Genomic DNA, 14,886 nt, shown 5'->3' with positions numbered 1-14,886 from the left:
TAGACCGTCCACAACAGAACGGCTTAGTTTGAGGATTAAACCGCACTTTTGCCACATCTGGGGTCTAACTGGAGGGATTTGATGACGGATCGACGAGTTGTACGAACCAACCAAGCGCTACGGAAGGCTTTTCGTAAGCTGGCCCAACAGTATCGTTTTCGTGAGATTACGGTGCAACAACTAACGGCGGAGGCTAACATTAATCGCAAGACGTTTTACCTACACTTTGAGTCGATCGATGACTTGGCGGACAGTTTTACCGCTGAGATTGCCGATCAGCTCCTGGGCTTGCTACTTCAGGCGCCAGCGGATCACGACCCTTTGCATAACTCAGGCGTATGGTTCGAGCGGCTAGATGATTTCTTTGAAAAGGCCCCGAAATTTTACACGTTTATCTTGACGTCGGACGATTACAGTTTTCTGTCACGGCGTGTCAAACGACGCGTGGCGGCCGGTTTGACGGCGAGCTTCCAGCAGGATTATCAGTTGAGTGCCATGGACGCACAGATTGGGGTCAACTTCTTGATTGACAGCACCCTGACGCTATTTCGACTGTACATTACCGGACAGTTGGATATTTCGTTACCGGCGTTCAAGCAGCGGCTCCTGGCGTTGAACATGCGCGGACTACAGGGCTTCTTGGGCGACTTTTGCGGGTAAAAAAAGAACGCCAGTCTGGCGTCCATGTCGTGTCTAGTCTATTTCTGGTAAATGAAGACAATGTTTGTTGAAGTCGACCGCACCGCTGAATAGGTCCAGTCGGGGTGGTCAAACTGTGTCACGTCGCGAACCGTGGTCGCTTGGTGTTCCGCTAGGTACCGCACCATGGCGCCGCGGGCCATCTTGGCGAGAGTCGCCTTGGTCTTCACCTGATCGTCGACGAGACTGCCAAAAGTGACGGTGACCATGGCCTGTTGTGGTGCGAGATATGGCGTAATTGTTTTGGCATATTCCTGTGAGGCGAGATTAATGATAGGTTCTGGTGTCGGCGTCAGTGCGTGGTAGAGGCGGTCGCCCCAGAAGGTGTAAAGATTGGGCGTTCCCGCCACAGCCAGTCTGGATTGCATTTCCAGACGATAGGGAACGATGCCGTCGAACGGTCGAAGAATCCCGTAAAAGCCGGAGAGAATCCGCAGGTTATCGCGCACGTAATCCAGAGCCGGCGCAGTGAAAAGGTCGGGGGCCATGTATTGATATTGAATCCCACTAAAGGCTAGTAGTGCCGGCGTGAGCTGACGGTTCAGGTCAAGCTGCTGTAGCCAATCGTAGTTGGTATGTGCCAGCTTATCGCTACAATGCCAGAGGACCTTGGCTTGTGGATAGGTGAGTTGACGCAATTGGGCTAGTATCTGTCGTGTGGCGGCCAGATATTGCGGGCGGCCGTCGTAAGTGAAGGTGTCGGTATCGATGACCATCTTTTTAGCGGGAGCGATGATGATTTTCATGGCAACGTCGTCTTCTTTCGGTGGGATTAGGCTCTAAGCATAGCATAGGTGGGCCACCGTTGGGGATGAATGATGTCGCTGGATGTGAAAACGGCGGTGCGTCATCGCAACTACTTAAGCTGGTGAGACAGGTAATATAAATTTTGCCATCACAAAAGAGCTCAAGTTGACACTCAAGCTCTTCCAAAATTAGGTGTTAAGTTGTTGATTCACTAAACGAGTTGGCTGCCTTCACTTTGGCCAGGTGCCACGTCATCGTGGTTAGCCGGGCTCGGATTCAGGGCAAATTCATCGTCGGTAGGGATAGTCGTCGTGTTGATGGCGTCGTCCGACTTGTGTAGCGTAACCGTCCCATAAGCCGGTACAGTTGCGACTTGCCAGTTGTTGCCATCGCCATCAATCGTCACGGCTGCCTTAATTGGTGTGCCCGTTGGGTTGTAGAGGTGGGCAACAATGTCGCCGTTGGTTCCCAAGAAGGCGACGGAGCCGAGACTGCCAGTATAACCATCCTTGGTGTAGTTGGTCGAACCGATGACCTTAGAACCGGTTGGCACATCTTGCCCGAAGTTTCTGAGCATGAAGTATTCGAGGTTCCGTTGGACTTTCCCGGTAGTGTGGTCGATGGTAACGACCCCTTCACGACCAGTCGAGTCAGCGGCATTTGGTAAGCCTCGTTCATCCAATGCGAGGTTCCATAGCGTGATCATGTTCAAGCCGTTGTGAACCAGCCAATTACCAATGATTCCAAACATGATGTGGGCACTTTCCTCGGGATCATCGGTCATCATGCAACGCCGTTCGGTCATGACGACATCCCAGTTGGGGTAGGTCCGGTTGGCGTGGTACATGTTTTCAAATGGCCCAGAGTAGGTGTGGACGGCCAGACCGTCAAAGGCAGCGGCCTCGGCAGGTGTCACTTCTTCTTCGATTGGTTTGGTCAAAGCGTGGAAACTGTCGTCCAGCAGGTACAGTTTGGTATCAGGAAAGGCCCGGTTCAGTGCAGGCCGGAGATACTTGTAGCCGAAGCTAGCCAATTCAGGTACCGTCCAGATCATGGCTGGCCAGTGGGCGGCGTTTGACGGTTCGTTTTGAATCGTCAGGCCGTAAATGGGAATTCCTAATTTTTTATATTCTTCAATGTAGCGAATGAAGTATTGGGCGTAGATGTACTCGAAGCGGTTCTCTTCGGTATAGCCGTTGCCGGTGAATTCGCCGAAGCGTAAGTGACCGCCGTGGGTCAGATGACCGGTATTCTTCATCCAGGCCGGGCCGGACCAAGGCGACGCAATGATCTTCAGGGCAGGGTTAATTGTCAAGATTTCTTGGAGCACGGGCACGATGTTCTTCAGGTCCTTGGTAGCCTCTGGTGCGCCGGGTTCACCTTCGCCAATGGAGAAGTGTTCCAACTTGTTGTCGTGTTCGCCGTATGGCATATCGTCATAGGTGTAGTAGTCCTGGCTTTGGAAGTCACAAGAACCTAAGGGGACTCGGACACTAGAGAAGCCACCTTGTGCGGGATCGAAGAGCTCAGTCAACAGATCGTGACGTTGCTTGGCGTCCATGTCCTGCCACAGCAGGTGGGCAGCGGAATCGGTAATAGCGGCTCCGGCACCTTTCCAATCTTGATGCTTGTCGGTGGGATCGATCACGATCTTCTTGGCATCCGCAATATCGGTTTGATAATCTGGCGTGGCTAACGGATCGCGCCGTTGGGTCAGATCACCGGAAGTTGTGGTCCAAAATTCGTTTTTAAATTTTCTCATAACTAAACTGCCTCCAATAAGACTTGATTGTTGTGAAGTTAATCGCAACTAGGGAGAAAACCCCAGTCGTTCAGCGCCCTTACCCTCTCATGGTAACCGCTTACAGCGAATTCGTCTATGGCAATTACCACCCTCAATTTTCTCAAATGGAAACTAAAAGGGATTGCCGCCAAGTAAATTAGCTGGTAGGCTTGACGTGTAACGATTTCAGTCGAGAAAGGATGAGGGCATGGCGCAGCAACAGCTTTTTCAAACGATCGAATCGAATATCTACCTGTATGGGGGCCATTTCCAACGGAATTTCCCTAGCTGGCATTATCCGCGCGAACAACATCAATTATTTGAGTTGATTGCCGTCATGCAGGGGAGCGTTACCATGTTTATGGGTGCTAGTCGCCGGGTGATTTCGGCCGGTGAATCGGTGATCATCACGCCAGAAACACCGCATGAAAGCTTTAATTTTAGTGGTGATCGGTTACAGTTTTTCTGTTTTCACTTTAATGTGGGTGACTTGAATCTGAAGACGCGAATCATTAAAAATCTAGGCAACGTGGTGATTCCGGCAAGCGCGGTCGTCAGTCAGGCTGCCCGCAAGCTGATTCAATCAATCGTGGTCCTGGAAGAGGCCAATGTTCAGGTAACGGAGCGGAAATTCCGGTTAGAGATTTTCTTTCTAGACTTCATGATTGCCCTGTCCAAATCTCAGCCGGTAGTGACCACCGAACAGGAATATCCAGAACGTGAGGTTATCTTGGCTCAAAAATTGGCTAGCGGGTTGTTTGCTGAAGACACTACTCGGCGGACCTTCCAAGCCGTGTGTGCGCACCGCAACATTAGCACCACATACGGCCATCGGATATTCAAAAAAATCTATGGTGTCACGCCGACTGAATATGCCAAAGAACGCCAATTTAGCCGGGCAAAGGGCCTTTTGGAGATTGGCGAGAACTCGATTGAAGCGATTGCCCTTCAGATGAAATTTAGCAGTCAGGCCAGTTTCAGCAAGCAGTTCAAACAATGGTCGGGGATGACACCGAGTGCGTTTCGCAAGACCCAGAAGCGTGAGCGGCACTCGGCGGACTATCTTGTTTAGGGTGTTTCACATGAAACATTCAGCTGGTTGTTGACACACATTTCAGCAATCTGGACTTGAAGATGCTAAAAGAGCCTGGGTTTTATCCCAGGCTCATTAAATGTGGATTTACCACATGTATTCAATTGGATCCTTGATGTACTTGTCGTAAACATCCGTGACGATGGCCATTTGATCATTCGTCAGTGGCTTTACTTCAGCAGCACTCGTATTTCGTTCGATTTGATTAGGGGTGCTGGCACCAGGAATAACGGCCGAAACGGCGTCAAACATCAGGATGAAACGTAAGGCGGTGGCGGCCAAATTGTCCGTACCCAAGCGTTCCTTTAATTCATTAGCGGCCTTGACCCCGGTGAGGTAATCAACACCGGAGAAGGTCTCACCCTTGCTGAAGAGTTGACCGTTCCGGTTAGCCATCCGATGATCTTTAGGATCAAAGTGCGTATCTGCGGAGAACTTACCCGTTAACAGACCACTGGCTAAAGGTACCCGGGCTAAGATGCCGACGTTGGCTTTTTTAGCTAAGTCAAAGAACAGCTTAGATGGGCGTAAGCGGAACATGTTAAAGATGATTTCAACGCTGGAGATGTCGTAGTCCAGGGACTTGATTGCTTCTTCAACGCGTTCAACGCTGACCCCATAGTTGGCGATTTTACCCTCTTTTTTGAGGTCGTCCAAGGTCTTGAACGTTTCTGGCTGGTAGTAAACGCTCATTGGTGGACAGTGCAGCAGGACTTGATCGAGAGAGTCGACTTGCATGTTTTTGAGAGATTCTTCGACATATCTTCTAATGAATTTTGGACTGAAGTGTTCCTCAGAAAGGGGCATTTCTTTTCTGCCGACCTTGGTTGAGTAGTGCACATCAGGATGACGTTTGATGAATTGGCCAATGACCTTTTCACTCAGGCCATCCTGATAACCATCGGCGGTATCGAAGAAGTTAACACCGTGGTCATAAGCGGCTTCCAGAGTATCCATAGCATCCTTATCGCTGAAAGGTTGCCCCCACTTACCGCCGAGTTGCCAGGTACCCAGTGAAACCTCGCTAATGTTAAAACCGGTCTTGCCTAATGTTCTAAATTCCATGATTGTTAACCTGCCCTTCTGATTGTTTCAAGCATAGCACTTGAAGTGCGCTTCAAGTAAAGTATTTTCAGTAAAAGATGAGGATTGATATGAGATGACAGAATTAACGATTTCAGAAGTTGCTAAACAGTATGATTTAGCGCCATCGACGCTCCGCTACTACGAGCGCTTGGGACTGATTCCCAATGTTCAACAGAAGGGGAATCATCGTGTTTATAATGAAGAAAATCTTGAGAAATTAAATAGTATTGTCTGTTTCAAGAATTCCGGGATGCGTATGAGTGAGTTGCAGGCGCTTCTGAGCTACCAAGAATCTGGCGCCGATTTGGATAAGATCCTAGATATTCTAAATGCACATGAAGTTGATGTGGCCCGCCAGTTAGCCAAGCTTGAGAAATATCATCGGCATATTACGCAGAAGGTGGCGTTTTATTCAGCGATTAAGCAGGCCGAGGCTACGGGTACACCGCAACCGGATTGGGCGGATTATAAGCCTGAGGATGAGGCGTAGGGTGTTAGGAATTACTCTTGTTTAGGTCGCTAAACGGTCTCTCGCCTTTATATTCGGAAACTTGCGGCCTCGGAAACGCGTTCCTTCGGGTAGCCCCCTCCGCTTAACCCCATTAAGCACCGGCTCGGTTCCACCGAGCGGGCACTTAATGACGTTAATGCTCAGGGGCTAACCGCCCTCGCTCACACTCTGGCTGAAACGCGTTCCGCAAGCCAGACTCTTCCGCTTAGAAAAATAAGGAACTCCTGTCCGGCATAGGGTGTTAATGGTTATTTTTGTTTAGGGCGCTAAACAGTCTCTCGCCTTTATGTCCGGAAATATGCGGCTTCTGAAACGCGTTCCCTCGGGCAGCCCCCTCCGCTTAACCCCAATAAGCACCGGCTCGGCTCCGCCAAGCTGGCACTTAATGACGTTAATGCTCAGGGGCTAACCGCCCTCGCTCACACTCTGGCTGAAACGAGTTCCGCAAACCAGATTCTTCCGCTTAGCAAAATAAGGACTCCTGTCCGGCGTAGCCGAACAGAAGCCCTTATTTCCCTAATGCTCAGAATCTAAACGGCTTGCTCCACTCTCTTATACAAAAAAGCCATCCCGCGTTCTACTCGGGATGGCAGTGGTGAGGTGCGGCGACCTTCTGAATGCTTGCGCACCGATCGCGTACCCCCACCTTGGTTTGGCACCATTGGATAGTATCGCACGGCGACTCTTGGAAGTCAACCTTAATTGCGTTCGCGAATCGTCATGAGTTTGACCGACACACCAAGGGCGATGATTAAGAACAGAAGACACATGGTGAAACCAGCCTGAATCCCCATCTGTGGGGCGTTGGGATGGGACGTGAAGGACTTGGTGGCCAGGTTGATCGTGGCGATAATAATGGCAGTGCCGAACGATCCGGAAATCTGACGGAGCGTGTTAAACGTGGCAACTCCGTCCGCCACCAAACGGTTGGGAAGGTGGGTCAGTGCGTGGGTTTGAATCGGGATCAGAATGAGAACTAACCCCAATTGCCGAATTGTCTGGCCAATCGTCAACATGACAACCGAAGCATTGACGTCAATGAATGCCTGCATAATGGTCCCGAAGCAGTCGATTAGCAGGCCTGCGGTAACAATGCGTCGCACAGGGTAACGGTCGTAGAGGCGACCGCTGATTGGCGACATGATTCCTGTTAGACAGGCCCCAGGTAACAGCGCAATTCCGGATATAATCGGACTTTGATGCATGATCGACTGAATCAGAAGGGGCAGAAGAATCGTGTTGCCATACATGGTCGCCACGATGAGTGCGTTGAGGCTGGTGGCTGTCGTAAACTGGACACTTGTGAAAATTTTGGGATTAATCAAGGGATTCGTACTATGTAGTTGTTGCCAGATGAAAATGGTCGTCAGGATGACGCCTAAGATAAAAGGCACGATGACAAATGGGGAAATCAGCGAGTACTGTCCCACATTTGAGAAGCTCCATAATAGGCCTAATGCGCCGAAACTAACGAGAAACAGGCCCCAGCGATCCAAAGTTGGCGATTCATTTGTGGGCACACTTGGTAATAGGAAGTAGGCCAAGATGAGGTCCAGCAGGATGAAGGGGAGGACTAGGATGAACAGGTATCGCCACGACAGGTAGGTCAAGATAACCCCGGACAAGGTCGGTCCTATAATGGGAGAAAAGTTAAAGGCTAGTCCGACAATTCCCATTACGGCCCCCTTCTTAGTGGGAGCGGCGTAGCGAATTGCCAGAATATTGACTAGCGGCATCATGACCCCAGACCCGGTCGCCTGAATCATTCGGCCGAGAATCAACATCCAGAAACTCTGTGCCAGGCTGCCCAATAGCGTTCCTAGCAGAAAGATAACGGAAAATAGAATGAACAGTCTACGAAATGTAAACTTTTTTATCAGGTAGGCGCTGACGGGAATCATCATCGCACTCACGAGCATATAACCGTTGCTGATCCATTGAACGGTGGATGAGTTGACGTGAAACACGGTCATGAACGTTGGCAGTGCCACGTTCATCAGGGTGGAACACAGGATGCCGAAGAAAGTGCCAAATACCATGATAAATAACGCGTGCTTAATTTGCTTTGACATTAAACGGCCTTCTATTCTTTTAAAAGTGCACAACTCCTCCAATGATACTGATAATCGCTGACTTAGTCAATTGGTCTAGGCAACTCGTTTCTTACGTTTTGTCTCGTAGGCAGGCCTTTCAGAAAATAGGAGCGGATAATAATCACCATCACGACTACTTATTCACACCCTTTACGCATTTGCGAATTCATTTGAAAGCGTTTACACGAAAGGCGTTTTGTGTTAGTTTAGAAATAAAGAGGTGTCCAGGTATGAAAAAAAGTGACGTGTTAGTAATTGGGTCAAACATGATTGACCTCATGACGTATATTAAGCGCATGCCAGTAGCGGGCGAAACCGTTGAGGCCGATGACTTCTCGATGGGATTTGGCGGTAAGGGTGCGAACCAAGCCGTGGCCGCCGCTCGGTTGGGGTCACAGGTGAGCTTTATCTCGATGGTCGGTAACGACAGCTTCGGAGAACAACAGCTAGCCAATTTCAAAGCCGCAAACATTGATGTGTCTGGCGTTGGTATCGGTCATAAGAGCAGTGGCGCTGCACCGATCTTCGTGGACCCAACGGCTGACAACCGCATTCTCATCGTCAAGGGAGCCAATAACGAGTTAACACCGGCCGTTTTGGATGAGCATCTCGAAATGATTCAAAATACCAAACTGATTGTGTTGCAGCAGGAAATCCCGCTGGAAACCAACTACCATGCGATTGATTTGGCCAATCGTCATGGCGTGCCGGTCCTTTTGAACCCGGCGCCAGCCAATAAACAACTGGACATGGAACACGTGCGGCGGGTAGACTTCTTCTCACCAAACGAAACGGAATTGGCGACGTTGACTGGCTTACCAACGGAATCCATGGATGAAATCTCGCGGGCAGCACAGCGCCTGGTCGATATGGGCGTGAAGAATGTGCTGGTCACGATCGGATCCCGTGGCGTGCTGTGGGTCAGTGCTACGACGAGTCGGTTGATTGATGCGGTTAAAGTTGCTGCGGTCGACACCACCGGTGCAGGTGATTCCTTCATTGGGGCGTTTGCGCACTACTATGCGCAGGGTGAGACTGTGCCGAAGGCTTTGCAGCACGCCAATGAATACGCCGCGATTACGGTAACACGGCGGGGGACACAGAAGTCCTACCCAACGGCAAAGGAAGTCGCCGCGATGTATCAACCGAGTTAATGAAGAGTCAACTAAAATAAAATGGGCGGTCGATCAAACCTTCTTGATCGACTGCTTTTTTAAATTATTAATAATAAATCGCAAATAGTTCTACAGTTCCACTAATTACAGGGGAATGGGTTACGGATAAACTGCGACCAATCAAAGACATGATGGCTGGAAATGTCGGCACTAAGGCTAAAAGACAAAGAGACAACTTTCCAAATAGGAAAGCTGTCTCTTCTAATAGTTATTAATTATCCAATGTTGATATTTGTGAAATTATACAGATGCCAGTCATCCGTGAGATGGGGATTATTGCGGGCCTTATTAGGTGACACACCGACGAATTTCTTGAACTCGCGCGTCAGATAAGCTTGATCGGTAAAATTTAAAATTGCGGCGATCTCTGAGAGTGGCAGGTTAGTCGTTTGCAGGATTTCGACAGCACGATTGAGCTTGACCAGAATCTTAAAGCGAGAGATGGGAACCCCGATTTCCGCGGTAAAAAGGGTGGACAGGTAGTGTGGGGATAGTCCCAATTGATTGGCCAGCTGTGTGACGGTGATGTTACATTCTGGGCTGTTCATAATGATCTGGTAGGCCCGGCGCACCGGGGCAGAGAGGTGGACACTCTTGAGCTGATGAACACGCTGGGCCATGTCCTTGATCATTGTTTCGATGCCGCTCATGACATCGTCGTAGGTCGTCAGTGTCTCCAGGGTGCGGACGTAGTGGTCGTTGAGGGAGTAGGCTTGGTCGAAGTCCATCCCGGCATGAATGGCTGCCCGAAGTGTGACCGAAGTGCTGATAATGCCCCAGTTCTTAATGTTTCGAAGGTTACTACCGTCCGCAAGAATCCCAATTCGACCGGAATTAACCAGACCGACGAAGGCGTCGTGGACCATCGAGGGTTTACCCAGCTCGACCGCGGTCTTTAACGCCTTCTCATAGGCATAGCTGACGTGAGCACCCTCGTCATCGAAGTTGACTAAAATCAGTTTGTCATTGAACTGGTCGGAACGCAGGGCCTGTTCGAAGGCGGTCGTTACGGCTTCGGCGGTTACCGGCAAATGAATGATCTGTGCTAACGCGAGAATTTGTTTCAAACACTGGTCGCGCGTGATGGCGTATGTACTTAAAACCTGTGGAAGGTAAATTGTACGAGCTTCGGTGTTGGCGGGGTCGTGGGCCGTGATGTCGGTGACTAGGATGGGCCCCACAATGTAGGTGAAGTCGTCATGGACCAGGCAGATTGAGAAGAGATTCTGGCTATGCCGAAAGACGGTGAGTGTAGCCGCATGGTCGGGAATCTCGTAGAATAGCGTGGTGTACGCCGACGTTAAAATCTTCCCTTGCTTGAAGATAGTCTTCGGCCGATGCCGGACGGTTTTAAAGATGGCGGCAGGGACAGCCAAAGCTTCTAGGTAGAGCTGGTCAAGGGCCAAGTGGACGGCCTCCTTTCTGTAGCGTACGGTTATAAAACGCGATGTAAGCGCTACATCAGTTATACCCTAGCTCACTCGAAATTACTAGCAGCGGTTTGAGGGTGTTTCACATGAAACATTAGTGGTTGGTAAGCTCACCAACGCAGATGGTGTTTTCGGAGGGATTTAAGCGGCGCTTCCAAGGAACTGTGAGTTTAATAGAGGAAAAGGGGGTAATGGGATGACCGATGAAGAAAAGTTACAAAGAATTTATGCGGCGGCGAGTGAATTATTCATTCAACCGGGCTATCACGAGACGCAGATGCAGATGATTGCGCAACGTTCGCAGTTGGCAGTGGGGACACTCTACCGACTGTTTACCAGTAAGGCGGCACTCTTGGACTATGTGTTCTTAACGACCCTGCCGACAGCGCCAGTGATGATGAAGACGTATCCACTAGCGCCAGTTGATCCGCGCGAGCTGGTCAATCGGACGCAGGCGGCTTATGCTGATTGGAATCGACAACTGACTGGCCACACGGTAGCGAGTTTTGATGACCTATTGACGGCGTTATTTCAGGCATTTGAACGCTATGGTCAATATTTCTTGATCTTGGAGCACAATCCCATGGTTAATCCTGCGCTGACGGCACTCTACCGCCAGCAACGCCAGTCGTTGTATCAACAGGTGGGGGCATTTATCGGACGGGCACTTCCAGAGATTCCGGATCCGCAGCGTAACGGTGTAATCGTGGTTGATCTGGTCTTCTGGTGGTGCGCGCACAAACGCTATGATAGCTTCGAGATGGAGGCGGCACAGGGCGAAGATGACCGGATGATCACAGTTGTACGGGAAATGTTACGCCGGAGTTACCAGTAAGGCCCTTCGTTATCTCAACAAGTGAACGCCACCGTTTGAACCACTTTAAAATGACTTTTACACGTGAGTGATTAGACTGGGGGCAATTCGAATGAATGATTCGTTCACTCATTTGAGAAAAGGGGGAGAGATCATGAACTTTCACGAATGGTCTTACGTCAAGCAGCATCCAACAGTTTGGCGTATTCTATTAGGTATTCTGGTGATTCCGTTAGCGTATGCGGCGATTTTACTTGCTTCTGTTTGGAACCCGTATCAGGAGATTCATCGATTACCAATGGCGGTGGTCGATCAGGATCAGGCGACGGCAACGATGCATTGGGGCCGGACGATTACGCGGCAGCTCACTCGCAGTAAGTCATTACAATTTCACCGGATGACTGCCCAGCAGGCACGGCGGGAACTGCGTGCGGGGAAAATGTATTTAACGTTAACGATTCCCAAAAAGTCGTCGCAACAATTAAGCCACTTGGCCAGTCATCCGAAGACGTTGCGGGTAATCTACCAGACGGATGCCGGACAGAGTACTGTGGCTGCCAAGATGGGAAGCACCGCCATGGAAAAGCTGCAGTCGCAACTCAATCAGTCGGTGATTCAAACTGAATTTGATGTGATTCAGCGACAAACGGTGCGGTCGGGGAAAGGTCTGGTCACTACGGCTAGCCAGTTACAGCAGGTAGCCCAGGCCAGCGCAGCCGGTGTTTCAGCAACGGCGACCAGTGGCCCGAATGAAGCAATCATTCAGGGATTGACGCGCAGTGGCCAGCAGTTGGCACAGCAAACGAAGCGGCCGCACCAATTGCAGGCGTTGGCGGCACCAATCAAGTTGGTTCAGCACAATGTCACGTCGGTCGCCAATAATGGGACTGGTATGGCGCCTTACTTTATGGCAATTTCACTCTTTGTTGGTTGTATCACACTGAATATTATTTACGATGCAGGCAAACGCCATGGAAAATACCGAAACTTCGCGTTGGCTTGGTTAGATAAGATGGGGATGCTCTGGATCTTCGTGATGCTAGCCGCCTCAGCAATGTGGCTTGCAGTTCGAAATATCAACGGGTTACGGCCGCTCCAGCCGGGAAAGACTTATCTACTCTCGCTACTGATCGTCCTGGCCTTCTTCAGTCTGGTGACGTGCTTCCGTCTGTGGTTGGGGCTTACCGGCGCCTGGCTAATGCTGATCTTCATGATCTTTCAGATTGGTTGTTCGGGCGGTACCTATCCCATTGCACTGACCAACCCACTCTACCGTGCAGTCCATCCGTATTTACCCATGACGATTGCGATGGCCGGGTTACGTCACACGATTTCTTTGGGCGGCTCGATTGCAGGTATTTCCTGGATACTAGCTGGCATTGCCGTAGTCTTTAGTGGAGGAACGTTGGCATTCTTCTACCATCACCGAAACGATAGCATTGTGGCGTAATTAATGTGCGGTCAGGTTGAGACGGGCAAGTCCGACAGGCAAAGCGTATAATGGAATGGTGAGATTTATGAAATGGAGTGAAATTTTTGCGAAAAATAGCACCATTCTTTGTGGCGCTGGGAGCCATCAGCTTTGGGGTTCCAGCAACCCTGATGAAGATTGCGCGTAGCGAGGGTGTGGTCAACGGACCGTTATTATTCTGGTCATTTCTGAGTGCTGTGATCATCCTGGGGATTATTCACGTGGCGCGCCATCGCTGGCTACGTTACCAGCACACCAACTGGAAACAATTGCTGGCGGTTATGGCAGCCGGGACGGCTTCTGGATTTACCAATACCTTCTATATTCAGTCATTGAAATTAATTCCGGTTGCGGCCGCGGCGGTCATGTTGATGCAAGCTGTGTGGCTATCGGTCTTGTTGGGAAGCATCCTGCATAAACGCCGGCCAACGCGGCTACAGGTCGTCAGCATTGTCCTGGTTCTAATCGGGACGGTATTGGCCGCGGGACTCTTTCCGATTACCCAGCCGTTGTCGTTGTGGGGCTTATTCCTGGCCTTTTTGGCGGCGTGCGCTTACGCTTGTACGATTCAATTCACCGCGATGCTGGGAAACAACTTGGATCCCTTGAGTAAAACGTGGCTACTGTGTATTGGGGCATTTCTCCTGATCTCGGTCGTCTGGGGGCCACAGATTATTTCAGCGCCCGTGACCTTTGATACGGTGAAGTGGGCCTTCTGGATCGCCATCTTCTCGATGGTTTTCCCATTGGTGGCTTACTCGATCTTCATGCAGTACCTGGAATTGGGAATTGGTCCGATCCTGTCTTCGCTGGAATTACCGGCGTCAATCACGATTGCCTTTTTCGTTTTAGGGGAAAAGGTCGACTGGCTTCAGATTGCTGGGGTTCTGGTGATTATCGGGGCAGTCATTCTTCCTAATGTCTGGGGGATGCGGCGGCAAAATCAATTGCGCTAATGTTTCATGTGAAACAAATTCTGTCCCGTTGCGGACAATTGCCGTGGCGGGACTTTTTCGTGGTATTCTAGAGTTAATAAACGACTAAGGGAGACAAACATATGGCAACTGTAACGGGTAAGACCCTCTCGCTAGATGTGCTGGCGGCCGGTAACCAGTACGTGAACTGCGAGCTGACCTATTCCAATCAAGATATTCGACTAGAAGAGATTGGCTTCGAGAAGTGTACGTTTCAGCAGACGGATTTTAAAAATAGTGAGTGGCTGGACTGTCAGTTTCAGGGCTGCCAATTTTTGAATTGTCAATTCCAAGAGAGTTACCTGTATCGCTGTCAGTTCAACGGGTGTCAGCTGCTGGGAAGTGACTTTACCGCGGCCCGACTCAAGGACGTGGCGGTCAATGACACTCAGGCAGATTACGCTAATTTTGCGGAGGCCGTCCTGACTGGTTGTGACTTCAGCGAGACACGGCTGAATGAGGCGAGCTTTCAGATGGTGACGGTCAAGCGGCGGCTAAGTTTCAATCGCTGCGAGCTGGTTCGCGCTGACTTTACGGAAAGTCAGCTGAAATTGGTCGATCTACGAACCAGTGATATTGAAGCGCTGGTCTTCACCCCTGGATTGGTGCGGGGATGCAGGATTGATGCGCTCCAGGCGGTGACCTTTGCGGCGGCACTGGGATTAGATATTGGTGATTAGCCAAGTGATATGATTTGGGACTAAATTAAGAGAGTGGGAGAAAAGGCGGTTAGCTGACGAGCATTAAGGCTGATAGCCGGATAATCCCGTGTTTGGATTGTTCGGCTATCAGTTTTAAGCGGAGTCAGCTGCCTTCTGTCGCACGTTTCAGCAATATAGCTTTGGAGAGTCAAAAAGAGTCTGAGGTTTTGCCCCAGGCTCTATCCTACGTTTAGTCAAGCTCTGTAAATAAATATATTTCAAAATTTCGTGTACACTAAACAGTACCTCACTAAGAAAGATTTGAAAATTAAAGTGAGACTGCTAGACTAAATTTATAAGGTGTATGCC

13 protein-coding genes are annotated in these 14,886 nt (G+C 50.1%); 8 read left to right on the top strand and 5 right to left on the bottom strand.

The window, feature by feature from the left end; all coding sequences use genetic code 11:
• Positions 1 to 81 precede the first annotated feature (81 nt).
• A complete protein-coding gene (locus ACKTSF_RS07730; protein ID WP_407888199.1) occupies positions 82 to 660 on the top strand; it encodes a TetR/AcrR family transcriptional regulator in 579 nt (192 codons plus the stop codon).
• Positions 661 to 698: 38 nt separating this feature from the next.
• Here the strand turns inward: ACKTSF_RS07730 and yaaA are convergent, their stop codons facing one another.
• On the bottom strand, positions 699 to 1,445 hold the full coding sequence (yaaA, locus tag ACKTSF_RS07725; protein WP_407888198.1) for a peroxide stress protein YaaA: 747 nt from the start codon (positions 1,443 to 1,445) through the stop codon (positions 699 to 701).
• Positions 1,446 to 1,657: 212 nt separating this feature from the next.
• Positions 1,658 to 3,208, bottom strand: coding sequence for a glycoside hydrolase family 30 protein (locus tag ACKTSF_RS07720; RefSeq protein WP_407888196.1), 1,551 nt, complete (start codon positions 3,206 to 3,208; stop codon positions 1,658 to 1,660).
• 229 nt (positions 3,209 to 3,437) lie between these two features.
• On the opposite strand from ACKTSF_RS07720, the gene ACKTSF_RS07715 reads away from it, so the two are divergent.
• Entirely contained in the window at positions 3,438 to 4,301 is an 864-nt protein-coding gene (locus tag ACKTSF_RS07715; protein ID WP_407888194.1) for a helix-turn-helix domain-containing protein, read from the top strand.
• A gap of 108 nt (positions 4,302 to 4,409) precedes the next feature.
• Here the strand turns inward: ACKTSF_RS07715 and ACKTSF_RS07710 are convergent, their stop codons facing one another.
• Positions 4,410 to 5,387, bottom strand: coding sequence for an aldo/keto reductase (locus ACKTSF_RS07710; RefSeq protein ID WP_407888192.1), 978 nt, complete (start codon positions 5,385 to 5,387; stop codon positions 4,410 to 4,412).
• 94 nt (positions 5,388 to 5,481) lie between these two features.
• On the opposite strand from ACKTSF_RS07710, the gene ACKTSF_RS07705 reads away from it, so the two are divergent.
• Entirely contained in the window at positions 5,482 to 5,898 is a 417-nt protein-coding gene (locus tag ACKTSF_RS07705) for a MerR family transcriptional regulator (RefSeq protein ID WP_407888190.1), read from the top strand.
• A gap of 719 nt (positions 5,899 to 6,617) precedes the next feature.
• Here ACKTSF_RS07705 and ACKTSF_RS07700 read toward each other — a convergent pair.
• Entirely contained in the window at positions 6,618 to 7,991 is a 1,374-nt protein-coding gene (locus ACKTSF_RS07700) for a DHA2 family efflux MFS transporter permease subunit (RefSeq protein WP_407888188.1), read from the bottom strand.
• A 251-nt stretch (positions 7,992 to 8,242) separates the two neighbouring features.
• On the opposite strand from ACKTSF_RS07700, the gene rbsK reads away from it, so the two are divergent.
• On the top strand, positions 8,243 to 9,166 hold the full coding sequence (gene rbsK, locus ACKTSF_RS07695; RefSeq protein ID WP_407888186.1) for a ribokinase: 924 nt from the start codon (positions 8,243 to 8,245) through the stop codon (positions 9,164 to 9,166).
• 236 nt (positions 9,167 to 9,402) lie between these two features.
• Here rbsK and ACKTSF_RS07690 read toward each other — a convergent pair whose 3' ends face one another.
• On the bottom strand, positions 9,403 to 10,593 hold the full coding sequence (locus tag ACKTSF_RS07690; RefSeq protein ID WP_407888184.1) for a helix-turn-helix transcriptional regulator: 1,191 nt from the start codon (positions 10,591 to 10,593) through the stop codon (positions 9,403 to 9,405).
• Between the two features lie 220 nt (positions 10,594 to 10,813).
• Between ACKTSF_RS07690 and ACKTSF_RS07685 the strand changes: the two genes are divergently transcribed.
• The 4 genes from ACKTSF_RS07685 to ACKTSF_RS07670 all read left to right on the top strand — a co-directional run bounded on the left by ACKTSF_RS07685 (position 10,814) and on the right by ACKTSF_RS07670 (position 14,556).
• Complete coding sequence (locus ACKTSF_RS07685) at positions 10,814 to 11,452, top strand: TetR/AcrR family transcriptional regulator (RefSeq protein ID WP_407888182.1); 639 nt, start codon at positions 10,814 to 10,816, stop codon at positions 11,450 to 11,452.
• 133 nt (positions 11,453 to 11,585) lie between these two features.
• Positions 11,586 to 12,881, top strand: a complete 1,296-nt coding sequence (locus ACKTSF_RS07680; RefSeq protein ID WP_407888180.1) for a YhgE/Pip domain-containing protein — start codon at positions 11,586 to 11,588, stop codon at positions 12,879 to 12,881.
• Positions 12,882 to 12,967: 86 nt separating this feature from the next.
• Positions 12,968 to 13,858, top strand: a complete 891-nt coding sequence (locus ACKTSF_RS07675) for an EamA family transporter (protein WP_407888178.1) — start codon at positions 12,968 to 12,970, stop codon at positions 13,856 to 13,858.
• 101 nt (positions 13,859 to 13,959) lie between these two features.
• Entirely contained in the window at positions 13,960 to 14,556 is a 597-nt protein-coding gene (locus ACKTSF_RS07670; protein WP_407888176.1) for a pentapeptide repeat-containing protein, read from the top strand.
• The last annotated feature ends 330 nt before the right edge of the window (positions 14,557 to 14,886 follow it).

It is taken from the genome of Levilactobacillus muriae (assembly GCF_045862015.1).
In the GTDB taxonomy this organism is placed as follows: Bacteria; Bacillota; Bacilli; order Lactobacillales; family Lactobacillaceae; genus Levilactobacillus; species Levilactobacillus muriae.
The sequence above is the reverse complement of the archived record's forward strand: the minus strand, read 5'-3'. Positions and strand labels throughout refer to the sequence as shown.

Coding starts and splice junctions, on each gene's coding strand:
- ACKTSF_RS07710 (WP_407888192.1), bottom strand. CDS start 5,387: ATGGAATTTAGAACATTAGGCAAGACCGGTTTTAACATTAGCGAGGTT.
- ACKTSF_RS07680 (WP_407888180.1), top strand. CDS start 11,586: ATGAACTTTCACGAATGGTCTTACGTCAAGCAGCATCCAACAGTTTGG.
- ACKTSF_RS07730 (WP_407888199.1), top strand. CDS start 82: ATGACGGATCGACGAGTTGTACGAACCAACCAAGCGCTACGGAAGGCT.
- ACKTSF_RS07685 (WP_407888182.1), top strand. CDS start 10,814: ATGACCGATGAAGAAAAGTTACAAAGAATTTATGCGGCGGCGAGTGAA.
- ACKTSF_RS07720 (WP_407888196.1), bottom strand. CDS start 3,208: ATGAGAAAATTTAAAAACGAATTTTGGACCACAACTTCCGGTGATCTG.
- yaaA (WP_407888198.1), bottom strand. CDS start 1,445: ATGAAAATCATCATCGCTCCCGCTAAAAAGATGGTCATCGATACCGAC.
- rbsK (WP_407888186.1), top strand. CDS start 8,243: ATGAAAAAAAGTGACGTGTTAGTAATTGGGTCAAACATGATTGACCTC.
- ACKTSF_RS07715 (WP_407888194.1), top strand. CDS start 3,438: ATGGCGCAGCAACAGCTTTTTCAAACGATCGAATCGAATATCTACCTG.
- ACKTSF_RS07705 (WP_407888190.1), top strand. CDS start 5,482: ATGACAGAATTAACGATTTCAGAAGTTGCTAAACAGTATGATTTAGCG.
- ACKTSF_RS07700 (WP_407888188.1), bottom strand. CDS start 7,991: ATGTCAAAGCAAATTAAGCACGCGTTATTTATCATGGTATTTGGCACT.
- ACKTSF_RS07670 (WP_407888176.1), top strand. CDS start 13,960: ATGGCAACTGTAACGGGTAAGACCCTCTCGCTAGATGTGCTGGCGGCC.